19 protein-coding genes are annotated in these 21,295 nt (G+C 43.3%); 7 read left to right on the top strand and 12 right to left on the bottom strand.

The annotated features are described in order from the left end of the window. The first annotated feature begins 1 nt into the window (after position 1). The gene (locus BSR11_RS06170; protein ID WP_072669573.1) at positions 2–592 is read left to right on the top strand and encodes a TfoX/Sxy family DNA transformation protein; all 591 of its coding nucleotides are present in this window, start codon (positions 2–4) and stop codon (positions 590–592) included. Between the two features lie 243 nt (positions 593–835). On the opposite strand, the gene BSR11_RS06175 is transcribed toward BSR11_RS06170, so the two are convergent. From BSR11_RS06175 to topA, 4 genes are all read right to left on the bottom strand, one after another. Then, positions 836–1,660 (bottom strand): alpha/beta fold hydrolase, encoded by an 825-nt coding sequence (locus tag BSR11_RS06175; protein ID WP_072669574.1) that lies wholly within the window; start codon positions 1,658–1,660, stop codon positions 836–838. Between the two features lie 203 nt (positions 1,661–1,863). Continuing rightward, a complete protein-coding gene (glgA, locus tag BSR11_RS06180) occupies positions 1,864–3,366 on the bottom strand; it encodes a glycogen synthase GlgA (RefSeq protein ID WP_072669575.1) in 1,503 nt (500 codons plus the stop codon). After that, entirely contained in the window at positions 3,320–4,537 is a 1,218-nt protein-coding gene (gene glgC / locus BSR11_RS06185) for a glucose-1-phosphate adenylyltransferase (protein WP_072669576.1), read from the bottom strand. Before glgC ends, glgA begins: the two co-directional genes overlap by 47 nt. A 433-nt stretch (positions 4,538–4,970) precedes the next feature. Next, on the bottom strand, positions 4,971–7,601 hold the full coding sequence (topA, locus tag BSR11_RS06190; RefSeq protein ID WP_072669577.1) for a type I DNA topoisomerase: 2,631 nt from the start codon (positions 7,599–7,601) through the stop codon (positions 4,971–4,973). 417 nt (positions 7,602–8,018) lie between these two features. Between topA and BSR11_RS06195 the strand changes: the two genes are divergently transcribed. Continuing rightward, entirely contained in the window at positions 8,019–8,267 is a 249-nt protein-coding gene (locus BSR11_RS06195; RefSeq protein ID WP_072669578.1) for a YciN family protein, read from the top strand. Between the two features lie 64 nt (positions 8,268–8,331). On the opposite strand, the gene aroA is transcribed toward BSR11_RS06195, so the two are convergent. Together aroA and BSR11_RS06205 are read right to left on the bottom strand one after the other, a co-directional pair. Then, positions 8,332–9,612 carry a 3-phosphoshikimate 1-carboxyvinyltransferase gene (aroA, locus tag BSR11_RS06200; protein WP_072669579.1) on the bottom strand — a complete coding sequence of 427 codons (1,281 nt, stop codon included), beginning with the start codon at positions 9,610–9,612 and terminating at the stop codon, positions 8,332–8,334. Positions 9,613–9,745: 133 nt separating this feature from the next. Further along, on the bottom strand, positions 9,746–10,201 hold the full coding sequence (locus BSR11_RS06205; protein ID WP_072669580.1) for an outer membrane lipoprotein: 456 nt from the start codon (positions 10,199–10,201) through the stop codon (positions 9,746–9,748). Between the two features lie 33 nt (positions 10,202–10,234). Here BSR11_RS06205 and aat point away from each other — a divergent pair, with 33 nt between their 5' ends. From aat to infA, 3 genes are all read left to right on the top strand, one after another. Next, entirely contained in the window at positions 10,235–10,969 is a 735-nt protein-coding gene (aat, locus tag BSR11_RS06210) for a leucyl/phenylalanyl-tRNA--protein transferase (RefSeq protein WP_072669581.1), read from the top strand. Continuing rightward, positions 10,966–11,667 (top strand): arginyltransferase, encoded by a 702-nt coding sequence (locus tag BSR11_RS06215; protein ID WP_072669582.1) that lies wholly within the window; start codon positions 10,966–10,968, stop codon positions 11,665–11,667. Before aat ends, BSR11_RS06215 begins: the two co-directional genes overlap by 4 nt. An 84-nt stretch (positions 11,668–11,751) precedes the next feature. Further along, complete coding sequence (gene infA / locus BSR11_RS06220; RefSeq protein ID WP_004395079.1) at positions 11,752–11,970, top strand: translation initiation factor IF-1; 219 nt, start codon at positions 11,752–11,754, stop codon at positions 11,968–11,970. A gap of 168 nt (positions 11,971–12,138) precedes the next feature. On the opposite strand, the gene clpA is transcribed toward infA, so the two are convergent. Beyond that, positions 12,139–14,403 (bottom strand): ATP-dependent Clp protease ATP-binding subunit ClpA, encoded by a 2,265-nt coding sequence (gene clpA / locus BSR11_RS06225; protein ID WP_072669583.1) that lies wholly within the window; start codon positions 14,401–14,403, stop codon positions 12,139–12,141. 39 nt (positions 14,404–14,442) lie between these two features. Beyond that, positions 14,443–14,763, bottom strand: coding sequence for an ATP-dependent Clp protease adapter ClpS (gene clpS, locus BSR11_RS06230; RefSeq protein WP_040904233.1), 321 nt, complete (start codon positions 14,761–14,763; stop codon positions 14,443–14,445). An 839-nt stretch (positions 14,764–15,602) separates the two neighbouring features. On the opposite strand from clpS, the gene cspD reads away from it, so the two are divergent. After that, complete coding sequence (cspD, locus tag BSR11_RS06235) at positions 15,603–15,824, top strand: cold shock domain-containing protein CspD (RefSeq protein ID WP_004395077.1); 222 nt, start codon at positions 15,603–15,605, stop codon at positions 15,822–15,824. Positions 15,825–15,877: 53 nt separating this feature from the next. Here the strand turns inward: cspD and BSR11_RS06240 are convergent, their stop codons facing one another. Beyond that, the gene (locus tag BSR11_RS06240) at positions 15,878–18,106 is read right to left on the bottom strand and encodes an NADP-dependent isocitrate dehydrogenase (RefSeq protein WP_072669584.1); all 2,229 of its coding nucleotides are present in this window, start codon (positions 18,104–18,106) and stop codon (positions 15,878–15,880) included. Positions 18,107–18,417: 311 nt separating this feature from the next. Here BSR11_RS06240 and BSR11_RS06245 point away from each other — a divergent pair, with 311 nt between their 5' ends. Next, positions 18,418–19,101, top strand: a complete 684-nt coding sequence (locus tag BSR11_RS06245; RefSeq protein WP_072669585.1) for a pseudouridine synthase — start codon at positions 18,418–18,420, stop codon at positions 19,099–19,101. Between the two features lie 48 nt (positions 19,102–19,149). On the opposite strand, the gene hisIE is transcribed toward BSR11_RS06245, so the two are convergent. The 3 genes from hisIE to hisA are packed head-to-tail and all read right to left on the bottom strand — an operon-like array spanning position 19,150 to position 21,274. Beyond that, positions 19,150–19,785 (bottom strand): bifunctional phosphoribosyl-AMP cyclohydrolase/phosphoribosyl-ATP diphosphatase HisIE, encoded by a 636-nt coding sequence (gene hisIE, locus BSR11_RS06250; RefSeq protein WP_072669586.1) that lies wholly within the window; start codon positions 19,783–19,785, stop codon positions 19,150–19,152. Continuing rightward, entirely contained in the window at positions 19,782–20,555 is a 774-nt protein-coding gene (gene hisF / locus BSR11_RS06255) for an imidazole glycerol phosphate synthase subunit HisF (protein WP_072669587.1), read from the bottom strand. The genes hisIE and hisF overlap by 4 nt, the downstream gene beginning before the upstream one ends. Further along, positions 20,537–21,274: a 1-(5-phosphoribosyl)-5-[(5-phosphoribosylamino)methylideneamino]imidazole-4-carboxamide isomerase gene (gene hisA / locus BSR11_RS06260; protein ID WP_072669588.1), complete on the bottom strand. Its 738-nt coding sequence runs from the start codon at positions 21,272–21,274 to the stop codon at positions 20,537–20,539. Before hisA ends, hisF begins: the two co-directional genes overlap by 19 nt. Between the last annotated feature and the right edge of the window lie 21 nt (positions 21,275–21,295).

The following is a 21,295-nucleotide window of genomic DNA, read 5'->3' on the forward strand; positions in this document are numbered from 1 at the left end:
CATGGATAAACCCGTATTAAAAGATTCAATGCGACTATTCGAACTGCTTGGCCAGGTCAAGTCGCGCTCAATGTTTGGTGGCTTCGGGATTTTTGTCGATGACACCATGTTCGCTTTAGTTGTCAATAATCAACTGCATCTTCGAGCTGACGATGAATCGGCCAAAGTTTTTTCCGCAAGAGGTTATCTACCCTATGTTTATAAAAAACGGGGCTTTCCTGTGGTGACTAAATACTTTGCGTTACCTGATACCTGTTGGCTTAATCCAAACCATATCTTGCAAGAAGCAACCATTGCATTACGCCATGCAAAAGCTGAGCGAGAGCAACAAGAGCAAACGAAACCCACTCGCTTAAAAGACCTGCCTAACCTACGCTTAGCGACTGAACGGATGCTTAAAAAAGCAGGTATTCACTCCGTTGACCAGTTACAACAAGCTGGTTCTGTTGCGGCTTATCAAGCAATTAGACAAAGTCACTCATCGGATGTCAGTGTAGAACTATTGTGGGCATTAGAAGGGGCAATTGAAGGTAAACACTGGTCGGTTATCCCCCCAAGCCGCCGAGAAGAACTGAAAAAAAGCCTATTCTAATTCAGATACCTAGCCCGCTAGCCAGTCAGGCGTAGCGGGCATATTGATCCGTAATCACTTACCCTGATAGATATTATAGCCGTTTGAAATTCATCATTTCGGTATCATTGACACGACTTGAATGGACAAAACTGCAAGCCATCCCCTTCCATCGCTATCGTTATAAATCAACAACATAATAAAACTAGGGCAACTAAACCTAGCTGCCTCACAATCGTATTCTTCTATTAGCAAATGGAGAAATTAAAGCACAGAATGAGATAAAGTGGTTGGTGTGCTTTGCCGCTGGATAAATTGAATCGACAGCTGGTTAAACAACTCCGGTTGTTCGACATTACAAACATGCCCACAGTTTGGAAGCTCCAACAGCTCACTTTGCCGATGAGCGGCGACCATTTCACGTACTGGGCGAATAAACATGTAATCACGCTCTCCCATTAAATACAACGTCGGAATAGGCAATTCTCTATCTTTAAAATAACGCATTAATGGATTCACTTCGGCAGTCAACGTAAACCAACGTTTAAATTCTTGCTGACACAATTTTTTAGCTTCTCGAACAAACAAATGACGAGACTCTTTCTGACTGCGTTGTGGCATCACAATGTAAGCAAACAGACGATATAACCACATATAGGGGATGAGATGTTTACTTAAATGACCGAGCTTAACTAATAGTTGCGAACGAATATTCAAGCGAGTAACCGCCCCACCTAATACCATAGAGCGAACTCGCTGAGCAGATAATTCGGCAATATTACGCACGATGATCGTGCCCAAAGACATCCCGACAAAATGAGCTGAAGCTATTTTCAAGTGATCCAGTACTTTGAGGACGTCGATGGTCACCGTTTTAAAAGTATATCGATTAGTAATCAGATCTTTGATAATACGATGAGATTTTCCGTGACCGCGTAAATCAATCAATAACAAGTTAAAATGCTGTTTGTACGCTTTGATCTGTTTAAACCAAATAGATGAGCTTCCGCCAGCGCCATGCACAAACACCACCCATTCTCGGCTAGTTGGGTGTGGATAGACTTTATGGAACAGTAAAGATTGAGACATGGATACCACAGAAAATCAAAATCATTGATACTGAGAGATTAGCATATTTTAGTGTCAAAAATCGTTTTTGAGTTGTAAAAAACTATTGTGAGTAGACCGATGAGGAAACGCTCCCCATCGGTACAGAAGAACATAATTCAGAAAAGGAATAATAGGCTATCCGCTCACCAAGCACTTGTATACACTTCTAACCTTTACTCGCATTAGTCAAAAATAGCTAAGCGATACATTTTTATATATTCAAGGGCAGACTCGCGCCAGCCAAAATCTTTGCTCATCGCTCGTATTTGAACATTGAGCATCTCTTCTGGTTGCTGTAGATAAAATAGTAATGCTCTTTGCATTGTGATCAATAATGCTGAAGGCGATGGCTCTTGAAAACCAAATCCCGTCGCTTGCTGCGGATACTTATCATAATCTTGTACGGTATCTTTTAAACCGCCGACCTCTCGTACAATAGGTAAAGTACCATAAGCCATACTGTAGATTTGGTTTAGTCCACAAGCTTCAAACTCTGAAGGCATCAGGAAAAAATCCGCTCCAGCCTCGACTAAATGGGCAAGACGATTACTGTAAGTCTCAACGAACCCTAACCTATGAGGGTGATGTGCTGCCATTTTATGTAATGCTGCCGCAATCTCCGGTTCACCAGTACCGACGATCACCACTTGTACCTGATTGCGTAAAAACGATTCAAGAATAGGCAATAAATAATGAAACCCTTTTTGATGAGTCAAACGACAAACCATACCAAACAGAGGCGTAGCGACTTGTGGTAAATTTAACTCTTGTTGTAAGGCCAATTTACTGGCTGATTTTCCAAGAGTCAGTGATTGGCGCTCAGCATGATAAGTCTGAGGAATATACCGATCTGTTAGAGGGCTCCATTCAGAATAATCGCATCCATTGACAATACCATGTAAATCTCGTGCTCGACGGACAAAATCATCCACTAATCCATGAGAACCTAACGGCGTCAATAATTCAGAAGCATAGTTAGGACTCACTGCATTGATCTTATCGGCAAAAGCAATACCTGCTCTAAGCATACTGACATGATCGTGGCCATATTGAAGGAACTCCATCCCAGAGAGATTTAACTCAGGAATAACTTCCAATTGGTAATAAGAAAAAATACCTTTGAAAATGGCATTATGAATGGTCAGTACTGACTTGACTCCGAAAAAATAAGGATCTTCACGATAGCGAGTTTTTAATAAAAAAGGCACTAAACCCGTGTGCCAATCATTGGCATGAATGATGGTGGGTTTTATGTTCAGCTTGGGCAAAATATCCAAGCTTGCCGCCGAGAAAAAGCCAAAACGTTCACCATTATCTGCGTAAGCTTGATTGTGTTCCGCATACATTTCTGGTCGGTCAAAATAAGCGTCACAATCAACCAGATAAACCACAACGCCGTCCAGTTCACCTTGCCTAACTTGATAGCGGGTATGGGGCCAATGGGTTAACTCGGTTTCAAGTATAACGGGAAAATCCATTTTATTTGGAATTGAACGATAAGCAGGTAGCACAATGGCTACCTGATGACCTAACTCCTGTAATGCTTTTGGTAAAGCTTTCGCGACATCAGCTAAACCACCGCTCTTCACTAAACCTTCTGCTTCGGATACAACAAACCAAATATTCATTTTTTCAAGATTAGAATCCAACTTTCGTTCCTTTTTCGATGACCACAATGCCTTCATCAGAGACGTGGAAGCGCTGCCTATCTAATTGTAGATCTTCTCCAATCACTGTTCCTGGGGCAATCTCAACATCTTTATCAATGATGGTGCGCTTAATTGTACAACCTGCACCAATTTTAACATCACCGAGAATAATCGATTCACTGATCCATGAGCCTGCACCAATATTCGTTCGAAAGCCTAGCACGGATTTATAAATTTTTGCGCCTTGAATATAACTTCCGGCCGAAATGAGACTATCGGTGATACAAACCTTTTTCTCGCCTTCATTGACAAAGGTCGCCGGTGGTAACGGTGGATAATGAGTATGTAAAGGCCAACTGCGGTTATAAAGAGAAAATGGTGCATCTTTTTGCAATAAATCCATATGAGCAGACCAATAAGACTCTATCGTTCCGACATCACGCCAGTAGGCTTCGCCCTTCTCACCTTTGATTTTATTGGTTGAGAAATCATAAACGAAGACCTCGCCCTGCGGAAACATTTTAGGGATGATATCTTTGCCAAAATCGTGGCTTGATTGCTCATTAGCAGCATCTTCACGAAGTTCACGGCATAATGTTTCAGTATCAAAAATATAGTTACCCATTGAAACCAATGCCCATTCTGGCTCACCCGGTATCGATTTAGGGTGTTGTGGTTTCTCTTCAAAACCAATCATCTTCCCTGTGACATCAACTTCGATAACACCAAATTGAGAAGCCTGTGAAAGGGGCATACGAATAGCCGACACGGTCAGCTTTGCTTCCATTCGACGGTGGAAATCAAGCATCTGACGAATATCCATTTTATAGATATGATCAGAACCAAAGATACACACGTCATCCGCTTCAGAGATTTCAATAAAACGTAAATTCTGATAAATGGCGTCAGCCGTACCTTCATACCAGCGCTTACCATCACGCATCTGTGCTGGTATGGAGTCAATAAAACTGCCGCGAATACTGGATATGTTCCACCCTTTTTTCATATGTAGATACAGCGATTGAGATTTAAATTGCGTAAGTACATAAATTCGCATTAAATCCGCATTCACAAAATTATTGAGCGCAAAGTCTATTAAGCGATAACTACCACCAAATGGCACGGCAGGTTTAGTACGCGATTCAGTTAAAGGCTTTAATCTTGAGCCTTCACCACCAGCCAGAATCATTCCTAGTACACCGGTCATTATTATTCTCCATTAAGTTTTATTGATTATCATCATGTCAATACTATTGGGGGGATGACGATACTATCCTTAGTTTATTACGGCCTTTCGGCCAGCCACGAAAAGTGCAATTGGTTGTGTATTACTTTATAGCGTTTGCATAAAAATACAAATGGCAATTGTCTATTTTGAGCCAGTAAAACAGCCAATCTATTGAACTCCTAATCTTGTTCACAATTAACGCATCATAACGTTATGAAATTGCATTTTTATGTTTCATTTTTGGTAACAAAAATAACGAATATTTATTGATGACAAGGAAAATACGATGGAGATTAGATGAAAATTTTTCTTGAAAATACACATGAATTACCCATTAAAGATAACTCTTTCTAAAAACATAGAGGCAGCCTATGGCTGCCTCTATGTGTCGACTAATCAAGAGAAATTTCTCTTATTTGGCTGACTTACGTTTGTCCGTCACTTGCCAATCACCATCGTCATAGATTGCCGTCCAACCAGAAGGTTTACCATTTATTTCCGTCCGTACGTAATGCTCTTTGCTCTTACGACTGAATCGTACCACCGCTGCAAGCCCATCAGGATCATGAGTGGGCGCCTTCGCTAGATATTGGTACTTTTCAGGTAGACGTTGTTTAAAACGCTGTAACTCTTCAACAAGAGGTGCTCGGGTTTCACGAGATTTAGGAAAATTGCTGGCGGCTAAAAATAGTCCAGAAGCACCGTCACGTAGCACAAAATAGGCATCTGAGTTTTCACACGGCAGTTCAGGGAAATGAACCGGATCTTCTTTCGGCGGAGCAACTTCACCGTTTCTCAATATCTTCCGAGTGTTCTTACAATTGTCATTGGTGCAGTCCATGTACTTACCGAAGCGCCCAGTTTTTAGCACCATATCTGATGAACATTTATCACATTCAACAACAGGGCCATCGTAACCTTTAACTTTAAACTCACCGGTTTCAACAACATAACCTTCGCAGTTTGGGTTATTACCGCAAACATGCAGCTTACGTTGACCATCAATCAGATAAGCGTCCATCGCCGTTTCACAAATCGGACAACGTTTTTTCGCTCGTAATGCTGCGGTTTCGACATCTTCCTCAAGAACATTGATAATGCCATCTTCATCGCCCAAATTAATCGTCGTTTTACAACGTTCTTTCGGAGGCAATGCATAGCCTGAACAACCGAGAAAAACTCCTGTTGAAGCCGTTCTAATCCCCATAGGACGAGAACAGGTTGGACACATAATGTTGGTCATTACAATATGATTAGGCTTCATACCGCCGTGATCTTCGTCCTGCTCGGCTTGCTCTAAATCACCGCTAAAATCGACGAAGAAGGCATCCAATACTTGTTTCCAATTCGCTTCCCCCTCTGCAATTTGGTCAAGTTTTTCTTCCATCCGAGCGGTGAAGTCATAGTTCATTAAATCGGTAAAACTACCATCGAGACGGTCGGTGACGATTTCGCCCATTTTTTCAGCATAAAAACGGCGCTGATCAACTTTTACGTAACCACGATCTTGAATAGTGGAAATGATCGATGCGTACGTTGATGGACGACCAATGCCACGTTTTTCTAATTCTTTAACCAATGCCGCTTCCGTAAATCGTGCTGGCGGCTTAGTGAAATGCTGCTTAGGATCCAGCTTCTCAAGGGTAAGAACTTCGCCAACTTGCACCGCAGGTAAAATTTGATCCTCATTTTTACCGAGTGGACGCTGCACACGAGTCCAGCCATCAAATTTTAAAATCCGTCCTTTCGCTTTCAACGTATATTCATCGGCTTTAACACTTACTGTCGTTGAATCGTATTGAGCTGGCGTCATTTGACATGCGACAAATTGATTCCAAATCAAGGCATAAATTTTATGTGCGTCTGCTTCCATACCTTGTAAATCATCGGCTTTGACATTAACGTCAGAAGGACGGATCGCTTCGTGCGCTTCTTGAGCCCCTTTCTTGCTGCCATAGACAATCGCTTGCTGTGGCAGATACTGTGGGCCAAATTGCTGCTCGATAAACTGACGCGCTGATTCCACCGCTTCGGTGCTCAAGTTGGTAGAATCTGTACGCATGTAAGTAATGTAACCTGCCTCGTACAAGCGCTGCGCTAGCATCATGGTTTTCTTCACGCCATAGCCTAAGCGGGTACTGGCCGCTTGCTGAAGCGTGGAAGTAATAAATGGTGCACTCGGCTTACTTGTCGTGGGTTTATCTTCACGTTTACAAACTTCAAAGCGTGCTTTTTGCAATACGGATAGAGCAGCTTGTGTTTCAGCTTCATTGCTTGGCTTAAAAGCAGAGCCTGCTTTTTGAGCGACCATCAAGCGAAAATCATCTTGCATGCTGGTTTTCGTGTCCGCATGAATATCCCAAAACTCTTCAGGAATAAACGCTTTGATCTCACGCTCACGCTCAACGAGGAGTTTCACCGCTACCGACTGCACACGACCAGCAGAAAGACCACGAGCCACTTTTTTCCATAACAACGGCGAGACCATAAAGCCCACAACGCGATCCATAAAACGACGTGCCTGCTGTGCATTCACGCCATCCATGTTCAGTTCGCCAGGTTGTTCGAAAGCTTGTTGAATCGCATTTTTAGTGATTTCGTTAAACACAACACGTTTATAACGCTCTTCATCGCCACCGATGATCTCACGTAGGTGCCAAGCGATAGCTTCTCCTTCGCGGTCCAAATCGGTTGCGAGATAAACATAATCTGCGTCTTTGGCTAATTTTTGTAACTCAGCGACCACTTTTTCTTTGCCTGGAAGGATTTGATAATTCGCTTCCCAACCTTGAAAAGGGTTAACTCCCATTTTCTTAATCAGAGCGGTCCGTTCTTTTTCTTTTTTTAAACGCTCTTTTTCTTCCAACGAAAGTGCTTTATTGACCGCTGGTGTGGCTTTTTTAGCCGTAGTAGTTGTTTGACCTGCGGTAGGCAGATCGCGGACATGACCGACACTAGACTTAACAATGAAGTCTTTACCAAGGTATTTATTGATTGTTTTAGCCTTGGCTGGCGATTCCACTATAACGAGTGATTTACCCATAATTTGATTCAAATGCCCTTAATCATACTGCGAGTAATAAATCGCATGATGTTCTAAAAATATTGCTTCTTTTTTTACTATCGAGCCAGTTAAGCAGAAGATCAACCTGTTTTTGAAAAAAAACGCTTGTTTGCTCGACAAATCGACGAAACCGCATCCGCAAGACAAAATTAGCATGATAGTAAAGAGTGCCTGTTTTAGGTGCGACCGCTAATCTAGAAAGTATGTTGTTAATCACAAAATTAGGTAAAAGTGATTTTTATCCATTTCCTGTTTCTGATCATGGTTTTTACGTGGCACAATTCTACAATCACGTCACCGATTGATGAAAAACGGGGATCTGCTGGGCGGCAGCATAGAGAAACGTAATACCGAGAGCAAGTAAATCAAAGAACAATCTAAAATAAAGAGAGAAATATGCAGACCAAACAACTCATCAGTGAATTCGATTTATTACTTATAGCCAATCAATTAATTCAAGAACACGACAGCTATATAGAGGGAATGCGCACAACTAGCGTCGAGGAAAAAGACAGTGTATTAGTATTTAAAGGGGATTATTTTCTTGATCCTCAAGGTCTACCTAGTGAGAAAACAACCGCTGTATTTAATATGTTTAAATATTTGGCTCACCATCTTTCGAAACAATTTACCCTTAAAAAATAATAAAAGCCTCTATATTGAGGCTTTCACTTCTTATTAGTACGAAAAATTTATTGCTCTAAATCACTCAGTGGGATAATTGAGCAAACTTCTCAAAATAATCTGGGAAGGTTTTTGATGTACATTTAGGATCATTAATCGTCACTGGCGTCTCACCAAGGGCAACTAAAGAAAAACACATCGCCATACGGTGATCGTCGTAAGTATCAATCGTCGCATGTTGTAGATGGCTTGGAGGAGTGATGATAATGTAGTCCTCACCTTCTTCGACCTGAGCACCAACTTTACGCAATTCTGTCGCCATCGCCGTTAACCGATCGGTCTCTTTCACTCGCCAATTATAAACATTGCGAATTGCCGTTGAGCCTTTAGCAAACAGAGCCGTTGTCGCAATTGTCATCGCAGCATCCGGGATGGCATTAAAGTCTAAATCGACCGCGGTTAACTCTCCTCGACGAGCAATCACATAATCGTCTCCCCATTCAATTTGCGCGCCCATTTTTTCTAACGCATAAGCAAACTGGACATCACCTTGAATACTATTTTTACCAATGCCCGTCACTTTAACTTGACCGCCTTTTATCGCGGCAGCAGCAAGAAAATAGGAAGCAGAAGATGCGTCGCCTTCAACCAGAAAATCACCGGGAGAAACATAAGATTGGCCAGCAGGAATCACAAATTGTTGATAGTCATGATTGATGACCTGAACACCAAATTGTTCCATCAGATGTAGCGTGATATCGATATAAGGCTTTGAAACTAACTCGCCTACAATATCAATGGTCATCGTGCCTTCTGCTAAAGGTGCAGACATTAAGAAGGCCGTTAAAAATTGGCTTGAAATAGAACCGTCAATCGAAACATGGCTTGCTTTTAGTCCTGTGCCTTGAATACGCAACGGAGGATAATGCTCACTTTCCAAATATTCTATGTTTGCCCCAGCTTGACGCAAAGCGTCCACCAAATGACCAATTGGTCGCTCTTTCATTCGTGGTTCGCCAGTGAGAATACACTCACCGCGCCCCAAACATAATGCCGCAGCTAATGGACGCATTGCCGTCCCCGCATTACCGAGAAAGAGTTCTTGTAAACCTTCGATAACAAAGGGGTGCCCTAAACCCTCCACCTCACATTGTGTTTTATCCGCGGAGAGCCGATACTTAACGCCCAATTGGCTCAATGCCTTAAGCATATGGCGGATATCATCACTATCGAGTAAATTGGTTAAGCGTGTCGTTCCGGTGGCTAATGCTGCCAAAAGAAGCGCTCGATTCGAGACACTTTTTGAACCTGGCAAATTAACTTCACCATTAATATTAGCAATAGGCTGTAAGGTAAGACTTTCCATTAAACGTGTATTTCCTTGCACTGTCATCATAGCCGTGAATATTGAAGGCAGTAAAATTCTTGGTAATGGCAGACTAACCAAAATCCCTTATCCTCGCTAGTCTTTATCCATTAATGAAGACAAAAAATCTTGCTTACCTTTCTTTATCCACTCTCACCCCATCCGAGAAGTATAAGATTCTGACTAGATCGCCTCGGTTAAAGATCATTTGGTTATCGAGATCTTGAATTACATCAATCAATTGACCGTCATTCGTTTTAATCAATAGCTCAACCAATTTATACTCAATAAGATGAGTTTTATTTCCATGATGATGAGCAACACCCGCACCGGCTGCTGCGCCAACCGCGGTGGCGACTTGCTTACCCCGACCATCACCAAACTGATGACCGACAAGTCCGCCCACGACTGCGCCAAGTAACGTCTCCCAGCCCTTCGATTTAGAGTGAATGATCTCTTGTTGAGTAATGTAACGGACCGTTTCTACCTGTCCAAAGACAACCTCATTCACGGGCCTCGCTTGATTACGCTGATACACAGCATTGGCAAACAGAGGAAAAATCAATAAGATCCATATCCACTTTGTCATTTTGTACTCCTATTAGGATAAGTTGGTTAAATAATGGCACTCTATCTCACTGAATTAGCGAGCGATAATTTCTCTTTCCCCTCGCCTTTATTTGCCTCAGATGAGCCCAATGGTCTATTGGCTTTTGGTGGGGATTTGCATCCCGATCGTCTTATTTCAGCTTACCACAACGGTATCTTCCCGTGGTATGGTCCTAGTGAACCGATCCTTTGGTGGAGTCCGTCCCCGCGTGCCGTGTTTTTTCCTAAGACCTTTAAACCAGCAAAAAGTGTGCAAAAATTTCAGCGCAAACACACGTATCGAGTGAGTGTAAACCATGATACCGCACGGGTGATTGAGTTATGTGCTGCGGTACGTCCTGCTGATCAAACTTGGTTAAATGCCGATATGCGTTCATCCTATCAACAACTTGCCAAGCAAGGCATTTGCCATTCCGTTGAAGTGTGGCGTGATGATACCTTAATCGGTGGCCTTTATGGTATTCAAGTTGGCCAGCTCTTTTGTGGAGAATCGATGTTTAGTTTAGCCGATAACGCATCCAAAATCGGGTTTTGGTATTTCTGTGCTCATTTTGCCACTCATGGCGGACAATTAATCGATTGCCAAGTGATGAATCCACATCTTCGCTCATTAGGTGCCGTTGAATTACCGCGTGACCAATTTTTAGATTCATTGCTATCCTTAAAACAAGGTCAGGTAACAGATAACTGCTTTCAACCTCAATGGTTATCTCTTACCGTTAACGGCTCATCGAAGGAGTCGCTATGAGTTCTGATTTACAGCAAATTCGCATTGGTTTAACCAGTAATCACCCTTGCAGTTATTTAGCCGACCGGATGGAGCGAGTCGCTGTTGCAATGGATCCTCACATGCAGAGTCCAGATAACTATGAACTACTGCTAGCCAATGGCTTTCGACGTAGTGGCGATACTATCTATAAACCTCATTGCGATCATTGCCAAGCTTGCCAAGCTCTACGAGTGTCAGTGAATGAATTCACACCATCGAGAAGTCAAAAACGCCTGCTAAAACAAGTACAAGCTCGTTATCAATGGCAATTAAAACCAGAAATGGATGACGATTGGTTTTCGCTCTATTCTCGTTACATCGAAGCGCGTCATAACAGCGGTACTATGTATCCTCCTCGCCGTGATGAATTTTCTAAGTTTGCGAGTTCTAACTGGTTAGATACACAATACTTACATCTCTATTTAGATGATCGATTAGTCGCCGTCGCCATCACCGACATTCTCCCGAATAGCGCAAGTGCGTTTTATACCTTCTTTGATCCCGATAGTTCACTGTCCTTAGGAACATTAGCCGTTCTTAGTCAACTTGAGCTCACCAAAATCATGAATAAACAGTGGCTTTATTTAGGATATCAAATTGATGAATGCCCAGCGATGAACTACAAAGTACGCTTCAGAGCACATCAAAAGCTAGTCAAACAGCGTTGGCAAGGGTAGAATACGCCCCAAGTTTACATATTGATTTTTTAACGGCAAAATACGCCGTTGATTATTTTTCGCCAAATTTCTAAAGAGGATTAAATGGCTAAAGAAGACGTAATTGAGATGCAAGGCACTGTCCTTGATACTCTTCCAAATACAATGTTCCGTGTTGAGCTAGAAAATGGTCACACAGTGACAGCTCACATCTCTGGTAAAATGCGTAAAAACTATATCCGCATTCTTACTGGTGACAAAGTTACTGTCGAGATGACACCTTACGATCTTTCTAAAGGTCGCATCGTCTTCCGTGCTCGTTAATCACTGATTTTCGAATGCAACAAAAACGGAGCTCTACGCTCCGTTTTTGTTGCCTAAGAGTGAGTGATAAGGCGATATCACGGATAACAAAAAGCGCACGATACCCTGTGCGCTTTTTTATTAACTTAATTTTATTCGCTGTTAAGTTCACTCATTAAATCGTTGGTCTTAATGAGCAACCTTTTCACGTGAACTCATGTACTCAAAGGTCAAATGGTCATCCGCTAAATCAACTTTAACCGTACCACCTTCGACTAATGAGCCAAACAGTAATTCATTCGCTAATGGTTTTTTCAACTGATCTTGAATCACTCGGCCCATCGGGCGAGCTCCCATATCACGGTCATAACCTTTCACGGCTAACCAGTGGCGCGCATCTTCAGACACTTCAAGAGATACACCACGAGCATCAAGCTGCACTTGTAGTTCAACAATAAATTTATCAACGACTTGGTGAATCACTCGTTCATCAAGACTATTGAACCAAATTACATGATCCAAACGGTTACGAAACTCTGGCGTAAAGACTTTTTTGATCTCCGCCATCGCGTCATGGCTGTGATCCTGCTGAATCATACCAATTGATTTTTTAACTGTTTCCGCAACCCCTGCGTTGGTCGTCATGACCAAGATAACGTTACGAAAATCGGCTTTACGACCATTATTATCCGTTAACGTCCCATTATCCATCACTTGCAATAATAGGTTAAATACATCGGGGTGCGCTTTTTCTATCTCATCCAATAACACGACGGCATGAGGATGTTTAATCACCGCATCGGTTAATAATCCACCTTGGTCATAACCGACATAACCAGGAGGAGCACCAATTAAACGACTCACCGAGTGACGCTCACCATATTCCGACATATCAAAGCGCAGTAACTCGATACCGAGCAACTTAGATAGCTGAACAGTGACTTCCGTTTTACCGACCCCTGTTGGTCCTGCAAATAAGAAGGAGCCAACAGGGCGGTTTTCCGCACCCAATCCTGCACGAGTGAGCTTAATCGACTCGCTCAACACTTCGATAGCTTTGTCTTGACCAAACACCAGCATCTTCATTTTCTTATCCAGATTTTTCAAAATATCCTTGTCTGAAGAAGAAACTGACTTCTCTGGTATACGAGCCATTTTAGCAACCATGGCTTCAATTTCTGCCACACCGACCGTTTTTCTGCGTCGGTTTGCAGGCATCAAGCGAACTCTCGCCCCAGCTTCATCAATGACGTCAATCGCTTTATCTGGTAAGTGACGCTCGTTAATGTATTTAGCCGACAGCTCCACCGCCGCGCGTAAAGCTTTATTGGTATAGCGAACATCGTGGTGAGCTTCATATTTCGGTTTTAGACCCATCAAAATTTTTGTTGTGTCATCAATAGACGGTTCGACAACATCAATTTTTTGGAAACGACGAGATAACGCACGCTCTTTTTCGAATATCGTATTGTATTCCTGATAAGTCGTTGAGCCAATACAGCGTAGCTTACCGCTACTCAGCAAAGGTTTGATTAAATTGGCTGCATCAACTTGTCCACCAGAAGCCGCTCCAGCACCGATGATGGTATGAATTTCATCGATAAACAAAATTGCATCTTTTTCTTTTTCTAACTGTTTTAGAATCGTTTTAAAACGTTTTTCAAAATCGCCACGGTATTTGGTCCCAGCTAATAACGAACCAATATCCAACGAGTAAATAACGCTATTTTGGATAACTTCAGGCACTTGACCTTCAACAATCCTCCACGCTAAACCTTCAGCAATCGCAGTTTTACCTACGCCAGCCTCACCCACTAATAAAGGGTTATTTTTGCGACGACGACATAATACTTGAATAGTACGCTCAAGCTCTTTATCTCGGCCGATTAAAGGATCAATTTGGCCTTGTTTAGCCAGTTGGTTTAGATTGCAAGCAAAGCTCTCTAAACGCTCATCAGAATTAGACTCTTCAGGACTACTGCTCCCAAAGGAGTCTCCTGCCGAATCTTCCGCACCAGACGTTTTCGTGATGCCATGGGAAATGTAATTCACAATGTCGAGACGACTGATATCATTTTTTTTCAATAAATACGCCGCATGGGATTCTTGCTCACTGAAAATGGCAACCAGTACGTTAGCACCCGTGACTTCACTTCGGCCAGAAGATTGAACATGGAAAACAGCACGTTGTAGTACGCGTTGAAAACTCAATGTAGGTTGAGTTTCGCGTGTTTCATCGTGGTTAGGAATTAAAGGCGTGGTTTGATCAATAAATTGATCAAGCTCGCGACGTAAGTTATCGATATCGGCTTGACAAGCGACGAGTGCGTCCTTCGCTGCATCATTTTCTAATAATGCAAGTAGGAGGTGCTCGACGGTCATAAATTCATGTCTTTTATCTCGCGCTCGAGCGAACGCGCCATTGAGACTCGATTCTAGTTCTTTGTTAAGCATAAGGCCTCCTTGAGGAACAACCAGATTGTTGTTGCAAGTCTAAGCTTGCTCCATGGTACACAAGAGGGGATGCTCATTTTCTCTTGAGTATGTCGCGACTTGTGCCACCTTCGTCTCTGCTACCTCTGCAGTATACGTGCCACAAATGGCTTTTCCTTCATAATGAACTCTCAACATAACCTGCGTCGCTCGTTCCATATCCATTGAAAAGAACCGAGCAAGTATTTCGATGACAAAGTCCATCGGAGTATAATCATCGTTATTGAGTACCACATGATACATCGCCGGGGGTTTAACCGCGGTTTTCTCTTTCTCCAGTAAGTCAGAGCCTGGAGTAACCCATTCAAAATTTCTACTCATAACCGTCGTATTTCGGAGCGTTTCTCGTTGTATTACTCATTGTTACCCTTTTCATCAGCGCAGTAAATAGGCTTTACTGGTGGCTTGCTCAGGTGAAAAACAACCCTTACTTAGAGACTAATCTAGCAATGGTATCGCTGCAAATAAAACATCACTTTTCCAGTTATTCATGGGGTCTAAATGTGTAAAATTCACCCATCACTATGCACCAGATATCACATTATGCATTGCTATTTGCAAATTAAATTGCATTTCTCCACACTACGTAGCCCAACCGCTTGAGCCTTATTAAGTCTATGGGGAAGTGACACGACGAGCACCACTATCGCTTCAATCAATAATCGGCTCATTGAGAATATCCACCGTTCAACCTTTCACGACGCCATTGATCTTCATCTAACTCAGCCAATAAGCAGACTTAGCCATCCATTGTTACGTTAATAAAGCGTTCAGCAGATCAACTCCGTTTAAAGGAAACCGATAAACAACAAATTAATCAATAAACCAGTCGCCATCCTACACTCAGCACGGTTCATTCGGTATCCATATCACGATACGAGATGTATTTGATAAAGATGCATTTAATAGCAGGCTAGTTAAGTGATTTACCTATAAAAGTGACGATTTTTATCTCTTTTTACTATTGACTGTACTCAATCATTGGCTACATTGGTCAATTAGTGACTAAAAATTTGGCAGCAGCTAAATGGTTATTCACTCAATAAGAGTTTCGCTGATGGAATAAAAAGCGAAAATTGATACCTAGACGATGGGACATTACCCATAAATAAGGTAAGTGTTAACAACATCAGTAATACAATGCATGAGGGATGTATAGCATGGCTACAGGTACAGTAAAATGGTTCAACAACGCTAAAGGATTTGGTTTTATTTGTCCGGAAGGCGGAAATGAAGACATTTTTGCTCATTATTCAACGATCAAAATGGATGGCTATCGCACATTAAAAGCGGGTCAACAGGTTGCTTATGAAGTGGAACAGGGCCCTAAAGGCTATCATGCAAGTAATGTGGTACCGATTGAAGGCCAACCAAGTAAATAATTCGCTGCCATCTTGTGTCTAAAACTAACCCGCCTTTCGGCGGGTTTTGTTCTTTAAACGCGATCAATGATCTTATTTAATGTTGCACTTGGACGCATCAAGATAGATGCCTTAGTAAAGTCAGGAGCGTAATAGCCACCTAAATCACCAGGAACACCTTGAGCTTGATTAAGTTCTTGAATAATCTGCTGCTCTTGCGCCTTCAATTGCTCAGCAATAGGGGTAAACTCCGCGGCCAGATCACTGTCTTGCTTTTGCTCAGCAAGCGCTTGCGCCCAGTAAGTCGCAAGATAATAATGACTGCCACGGTTATCTAACTCCCCAACTTTACGCGACGGCGATTTGTTATTGTCTAAAAACCGACCTGTCGCCACATCCAAGGTATCAGCCAAGACTTGCGCTTTCGAGTTCCCCGTCACCACACTCAGGTGTTCCAATGAGGCAGCGAGAGCAAGAAACTCACCCAATGAATCCCAACGTAGATGATTCTCTTTCTGTACTTGCTGCACATGTTTTGGCGCAGAGCCACCCGCTCCCGTTTCAAATAGACCACCACCATTCATCAGCGGAACAATAGACAGCATTTTTGCTGAGGTTCCTAATTCAAGAATCGGGAAGAGATCGGTCAGATAATCACGCAATACGTTACCGGTTACAGAGATAGTATCTTTACCCTCTTTCATTCGCGCTAAAGTATAGAGTGTGGCTTGTACCGGCGACATGATTTTGATTTCTAGGCCATTGGTATCATGATCCGGTAAGTATTGCTTCACCTTTTTAATCAGCTCAAGATCATGGGCACGAGCATCATCGAGCCAAAATACAGCAGGAACCCCGGTTGCTCGAGCGCGATTTACTGCTAGTTTGACCCAATCTTGAATTGGCGCATCTTTCACTTGGCACATACGGAAGATATCCCCCGCTTCGACAACCTGCTCAAGCAAGACTTGGCCTGATTGATCAATGACTTGCACAACGCCTTCAGCATCAAGGATAAAGGTTTTGTCGTGTGAACCGTATTCTTCGGCTTTTTGTGCCATTAAACCAACGTTGGGAACACTACCCATGGTGGTTGGATCAAAAGCGCCATTATCACGACAAAAATCGATCACTGCTTGATAAACTCCTGAATAGCAACGATCTGGAATTAAAGCTTTAGTGTCTTTTTGTTTGCCATCCGGGCCCCACATTTGACCTGACGAGCGAATCATCGCTGGCATGGAAGCATCGACAATGATATCGCTTGGCACATGTAAATTGGTGATTCCACGATCCGAATCAACCATCGCTAACGGTGGTTGAGTTGCATATACCGCCTGAATGGCAGATTCAATCTCTTCGCGTTGTGCTTGAGGTAAGGTCTGAATTTTTGCGTAAACATCGCCTAAACCATTATTGACATCCACACCTAACTGCTCAAACAGCTCACCGTATTTGTTAAAGACCTCTTTGTAATACGCTTTTACTGCATAACCAAAAATGACAGGGTCTGAGACTTTCATCATTGTCGCTTTAAGGTGTAAAGACAGTAAGACATCTTGCTGCTTAGCTTGCGCGATCTCTTTTTCGTAAAACGCCACTAAGGCTTTTTTATTCATCACACTAGTATCGATGATTTCTTTATCGAGTAAAGCGAACGGCTTCTTCAAGGTTTTACGAGTACCATCATGAGCAACAAACTCAATCGAAACCTGAGTATCACCATGAATCGTTAACGATGTTTCACTACCAAAGAAATCTTTATCATCCATACTTGCCACATGAGAGCGTGAATCTTTCGACCAAGCGCCCATTGAGTGCGGGTTCTTCTTCGCGTAATTTTTCACTGAAGTCGGTGCACGGCGATCCGAGTTACCTTCGCGCAACACTGGATTCACCGCACTGCCTTTAATTTTATCGTAAGTCGCTTTTATCGCTTCTTCTTCATAGGTGCTCGGCTCAGCCGGATAATCAGGAAGGTGATAGCCTTTATCCTGCAATTCTTTAATCGCGGCTTTCAATTGCGGAATCGACGCTGAAATGTTCGGTAGCTTAATAATATTCGCTTCAGGAGTTTGCGCTAACTGACCTAATTCAGCTAAAGCATCACTGACTCGTTGATTTTCTTTTAAGTGTTCAGGGAAGCTGGCAAGAATACGCCCGGCTAACGAAATATCTCTGGTCTCAACACTGATCCCTGATGATGCCGTAAATGATTGAATAATTGGCAACAATGAATAAGTTGCTAATGCTGGCGCTTCATCAGTGATGGTATAGATGATGGTTGGTTTTTCTGTAGGCATGAACTTTCCCTTTGTTCTAACCGCACTATGGGATGAGATAGTACGATGTGAATGTCCGTGAACAAGCTAGTCTTACATCCTCAAAACTTGGCCACGTTTGTCTCACTATTATAAGGTTAACTCTCACGATGGATGTGCTGGTTGAGTCTCACGGTGAGAAATTCTCTATTGGCTATAATTAAACAAAAACAAGATAATAGTCTATCATTCCGTCGTTCAATCTTGTTTTCAGGCGCGAAAAGCATAGCCTATTTCTGCGTCAGATAAAACATTCAAACACAACTCATTTACATATTTGCAAGGTGCTTAACATGTCATCCCGCTCACGTCGTACGCTTTCCAACTCTTCAACGACCGGCGCACCTGCGCAATTCAAACGCGCCGAACGCCCTAAACGGGCTGAAAAAACCATCTTCAAGCGAAAGAAAATCACTTCCGTGCCACGAGCTCCTGACGAACGAAAAGTCATCGCCTTTAATAAACCTTACGATACCTTAAGCCAGTTTACTGATGGTCAAGGCCGACAGACTTTGGCTGATTTTATTACGATAAAAGACATTTATGCCGCTGGACGGCTCGATCGTGATAGCGAAGGCTTAATGATCTTAACCAATGATGGCGTATTACAAGCAAAACTGACTCAGCCTAAAGCTAAAGCGCCAAAAACCTATTGGGTGCAAGTTGAAGGGCAACCACAAGAAGCCGATTTAGCGCAGTTGCGCCGCGGTGTAACGCTTAAAGATGGCCCGACGTTACCGGCTCAAGTTGAGATTATCGAACCACCACATGTATGGGAACGCAACCCACCAGTGCGCTTTCGGGCGGCAATCCCCACGACGTGGTTAGCAATTACTATTATTGAAGGTCGCAATCGACAAGTGCGGCGTATGACTGCTCACATCGGCTTTCCCACTCTACGCCTGATTCGTTATTCAATTGGTAATACTCGCCTAGAAACGCTTCAACCCGGTGAGTGGCGTGAAATTCAGCTATAAAGAATACGTAGGCCATGCGTCCATCAAAGAGGCATGGCCTAAGTACAATTACTGATGGCGCTGCTTTAATTTATCAATCACATCACTCAAAGCTAAACCTTGATCTTGTAATAACACTAACAGATGATAAATAAGATCCGCCGATTCACTGATCAGCTCCGCCTTATCACCCGTCGCCGCCGCCAGCGCGACTTCAACCCCTTCTTCACCGACCTTCTGCGCAATGCGCTTAGTGCCGCTCGCGTAAAGGCTAGCGGTGTAGGATGACTCAGGAGAGGCAGATTTACGAGCGGCCAACAATTGTTCAAGTTGATGAAGCCAAACCAGTTGTGATTCTTCTTGGCTATCTCCGTCCCAGCAAGTCGTGGTGCCAGTATGACAAGTGGGGCCAATCGGATTGACCTTGACTAACAGAGTATCTTGATCACAATCGAGGGCCAAATTTCTTAGCTGTAAAACATGACCAGAGGTTTCCCCTTTGGTCCATAAGCGCTGTTTGGAGCGCGAATAAAAGGTCACCTGCTTGGTAGTTAGTGTCACTTTAAGGGCTTCTGGATTCATATACCCCATCATCAACACTTGGCTAGAGTCAAAATCTTGCACAATGGCGGGAATCAGACCATCAACCTTTTGCCAATCAATACGCTCAACCAGCGCTGGCTCGATTTGTTCAGTTTGGCTCATCGTCTTACCTCTATCTGTTGTTGACGTAAATATTGTTTCAACTCACCAATATTAATGATTTGTTTGTGGAATACCGATGCCGCGAGCGCGCCATCAACGTTGGCAACTTGAAACGCATCGGCGAAATGCGCCATAGTTCCAGCACCTCCGGATGCAATCAGCGGCACTTTACACACCGCGCGGATCATTTGCAGCTGCTGCAAATCATAGCCATTACGTACCCCATCTTGATTCATCATATTGAGTACGATCTCCCCCGCGCCGCGTTGTTGGACTTCTTGCACCCAATCTTGCGTTTGCCATTGTGTGGCTTTGGTGCGCGCTTCATCACCAGTAAATTGATAGACCTGATATTGTCCCGTTGCCTGATCAAAATAAGAATCTATCCCGACCACAATACACTGCACACCAAATTTGTCCGCTAATTGAGTAATCAAGTTAGGATCAGCTAACGCCGGTGAGTTGATAGAAACTTTATCAGCACCAAACTCTAAGATCCGTGCGGCATCTTGCGCACTTTTAATGCCGCCAGCGACGCAAAAAGGGATGTCGATAACTTCAGCAACTCTGGCGACCCAGCTTTTATCCACCACCCGTCCATCGCTGGAGGCGGTGATATCATAAAAAACTAACTCATCGGCACCTTCTTGTGCGTAACGCTGAGCGAGTGGCACGATATCACCAATAATCTCATGGTTACGAAACTGAACCCCTTTCACGACTTGCCCATCACGTACATCTAAACAAGGAATTATGCGCTTTGCCAACATGAAAATGCCTCCTGAGCGGTAAATTTACCATCTAATAACGCTCGACCGACAATCACACCCGCCACACCACTGCCTTTAAGTGCAGCAATATCAGCGAGGGTGCCAATCCCCCCAGAAGATTGAAATTGCACCTGCGGATAGCGCTGACACAAATCGATATACAACTCGACATTGGAGCCATTTAAGGTGCCATCGCGGGCAATATCGGTACACAATACGTGCTGCAAGCCAACGGTGAGATAATCGTCTAGTAGTGCTTCAATCGTCACCCCAGAATCTTCTTGCCAGCCAGATACCGCCACTCGGCGCACACCATATTGGTCAATATTGATATCCAGAGCGAGGACGATTTTTTCTGCGCCATATTTTTCCATCCACTGCTTGACCAACTGCGGCTGCTTAACCGCTGTTGAGCCGATAACCACACGCTGCGCTCCAGCCGCCAGTAAATCAATTACATCTTGCTCACTGCGTACTCCTCCACCAATTTGGATCTTGGCCGGCGTACTGGCTAATAGTTGACTAATAAGCTCAAGCTGCCGTGCTGAGGTATCTTTTGCGCCGGTTAAATCCACCAAGTGCAGCCAATTGGCACCAGCTTGGTGATATAAATTAAATTGCTCAGCGGGGTCCACTTTGTATTCGGTCACTTGACCGTAATCACCTTGGTAGAGGCGTACCACCTGACCATCTATTAAATCTAATGCGGGAATAATCATCACTTATCCTTAATGCTGGCT

This window comes from Vibrio injensis (assembly GCF_001895205.1).
Classification (GTDB): domain Bacteria; phylum Pseudomonadota; class Gammaproteobacteria; order Enterobacterales; family Vibrionaceae; genus Vibrio; species Vibrio injensis.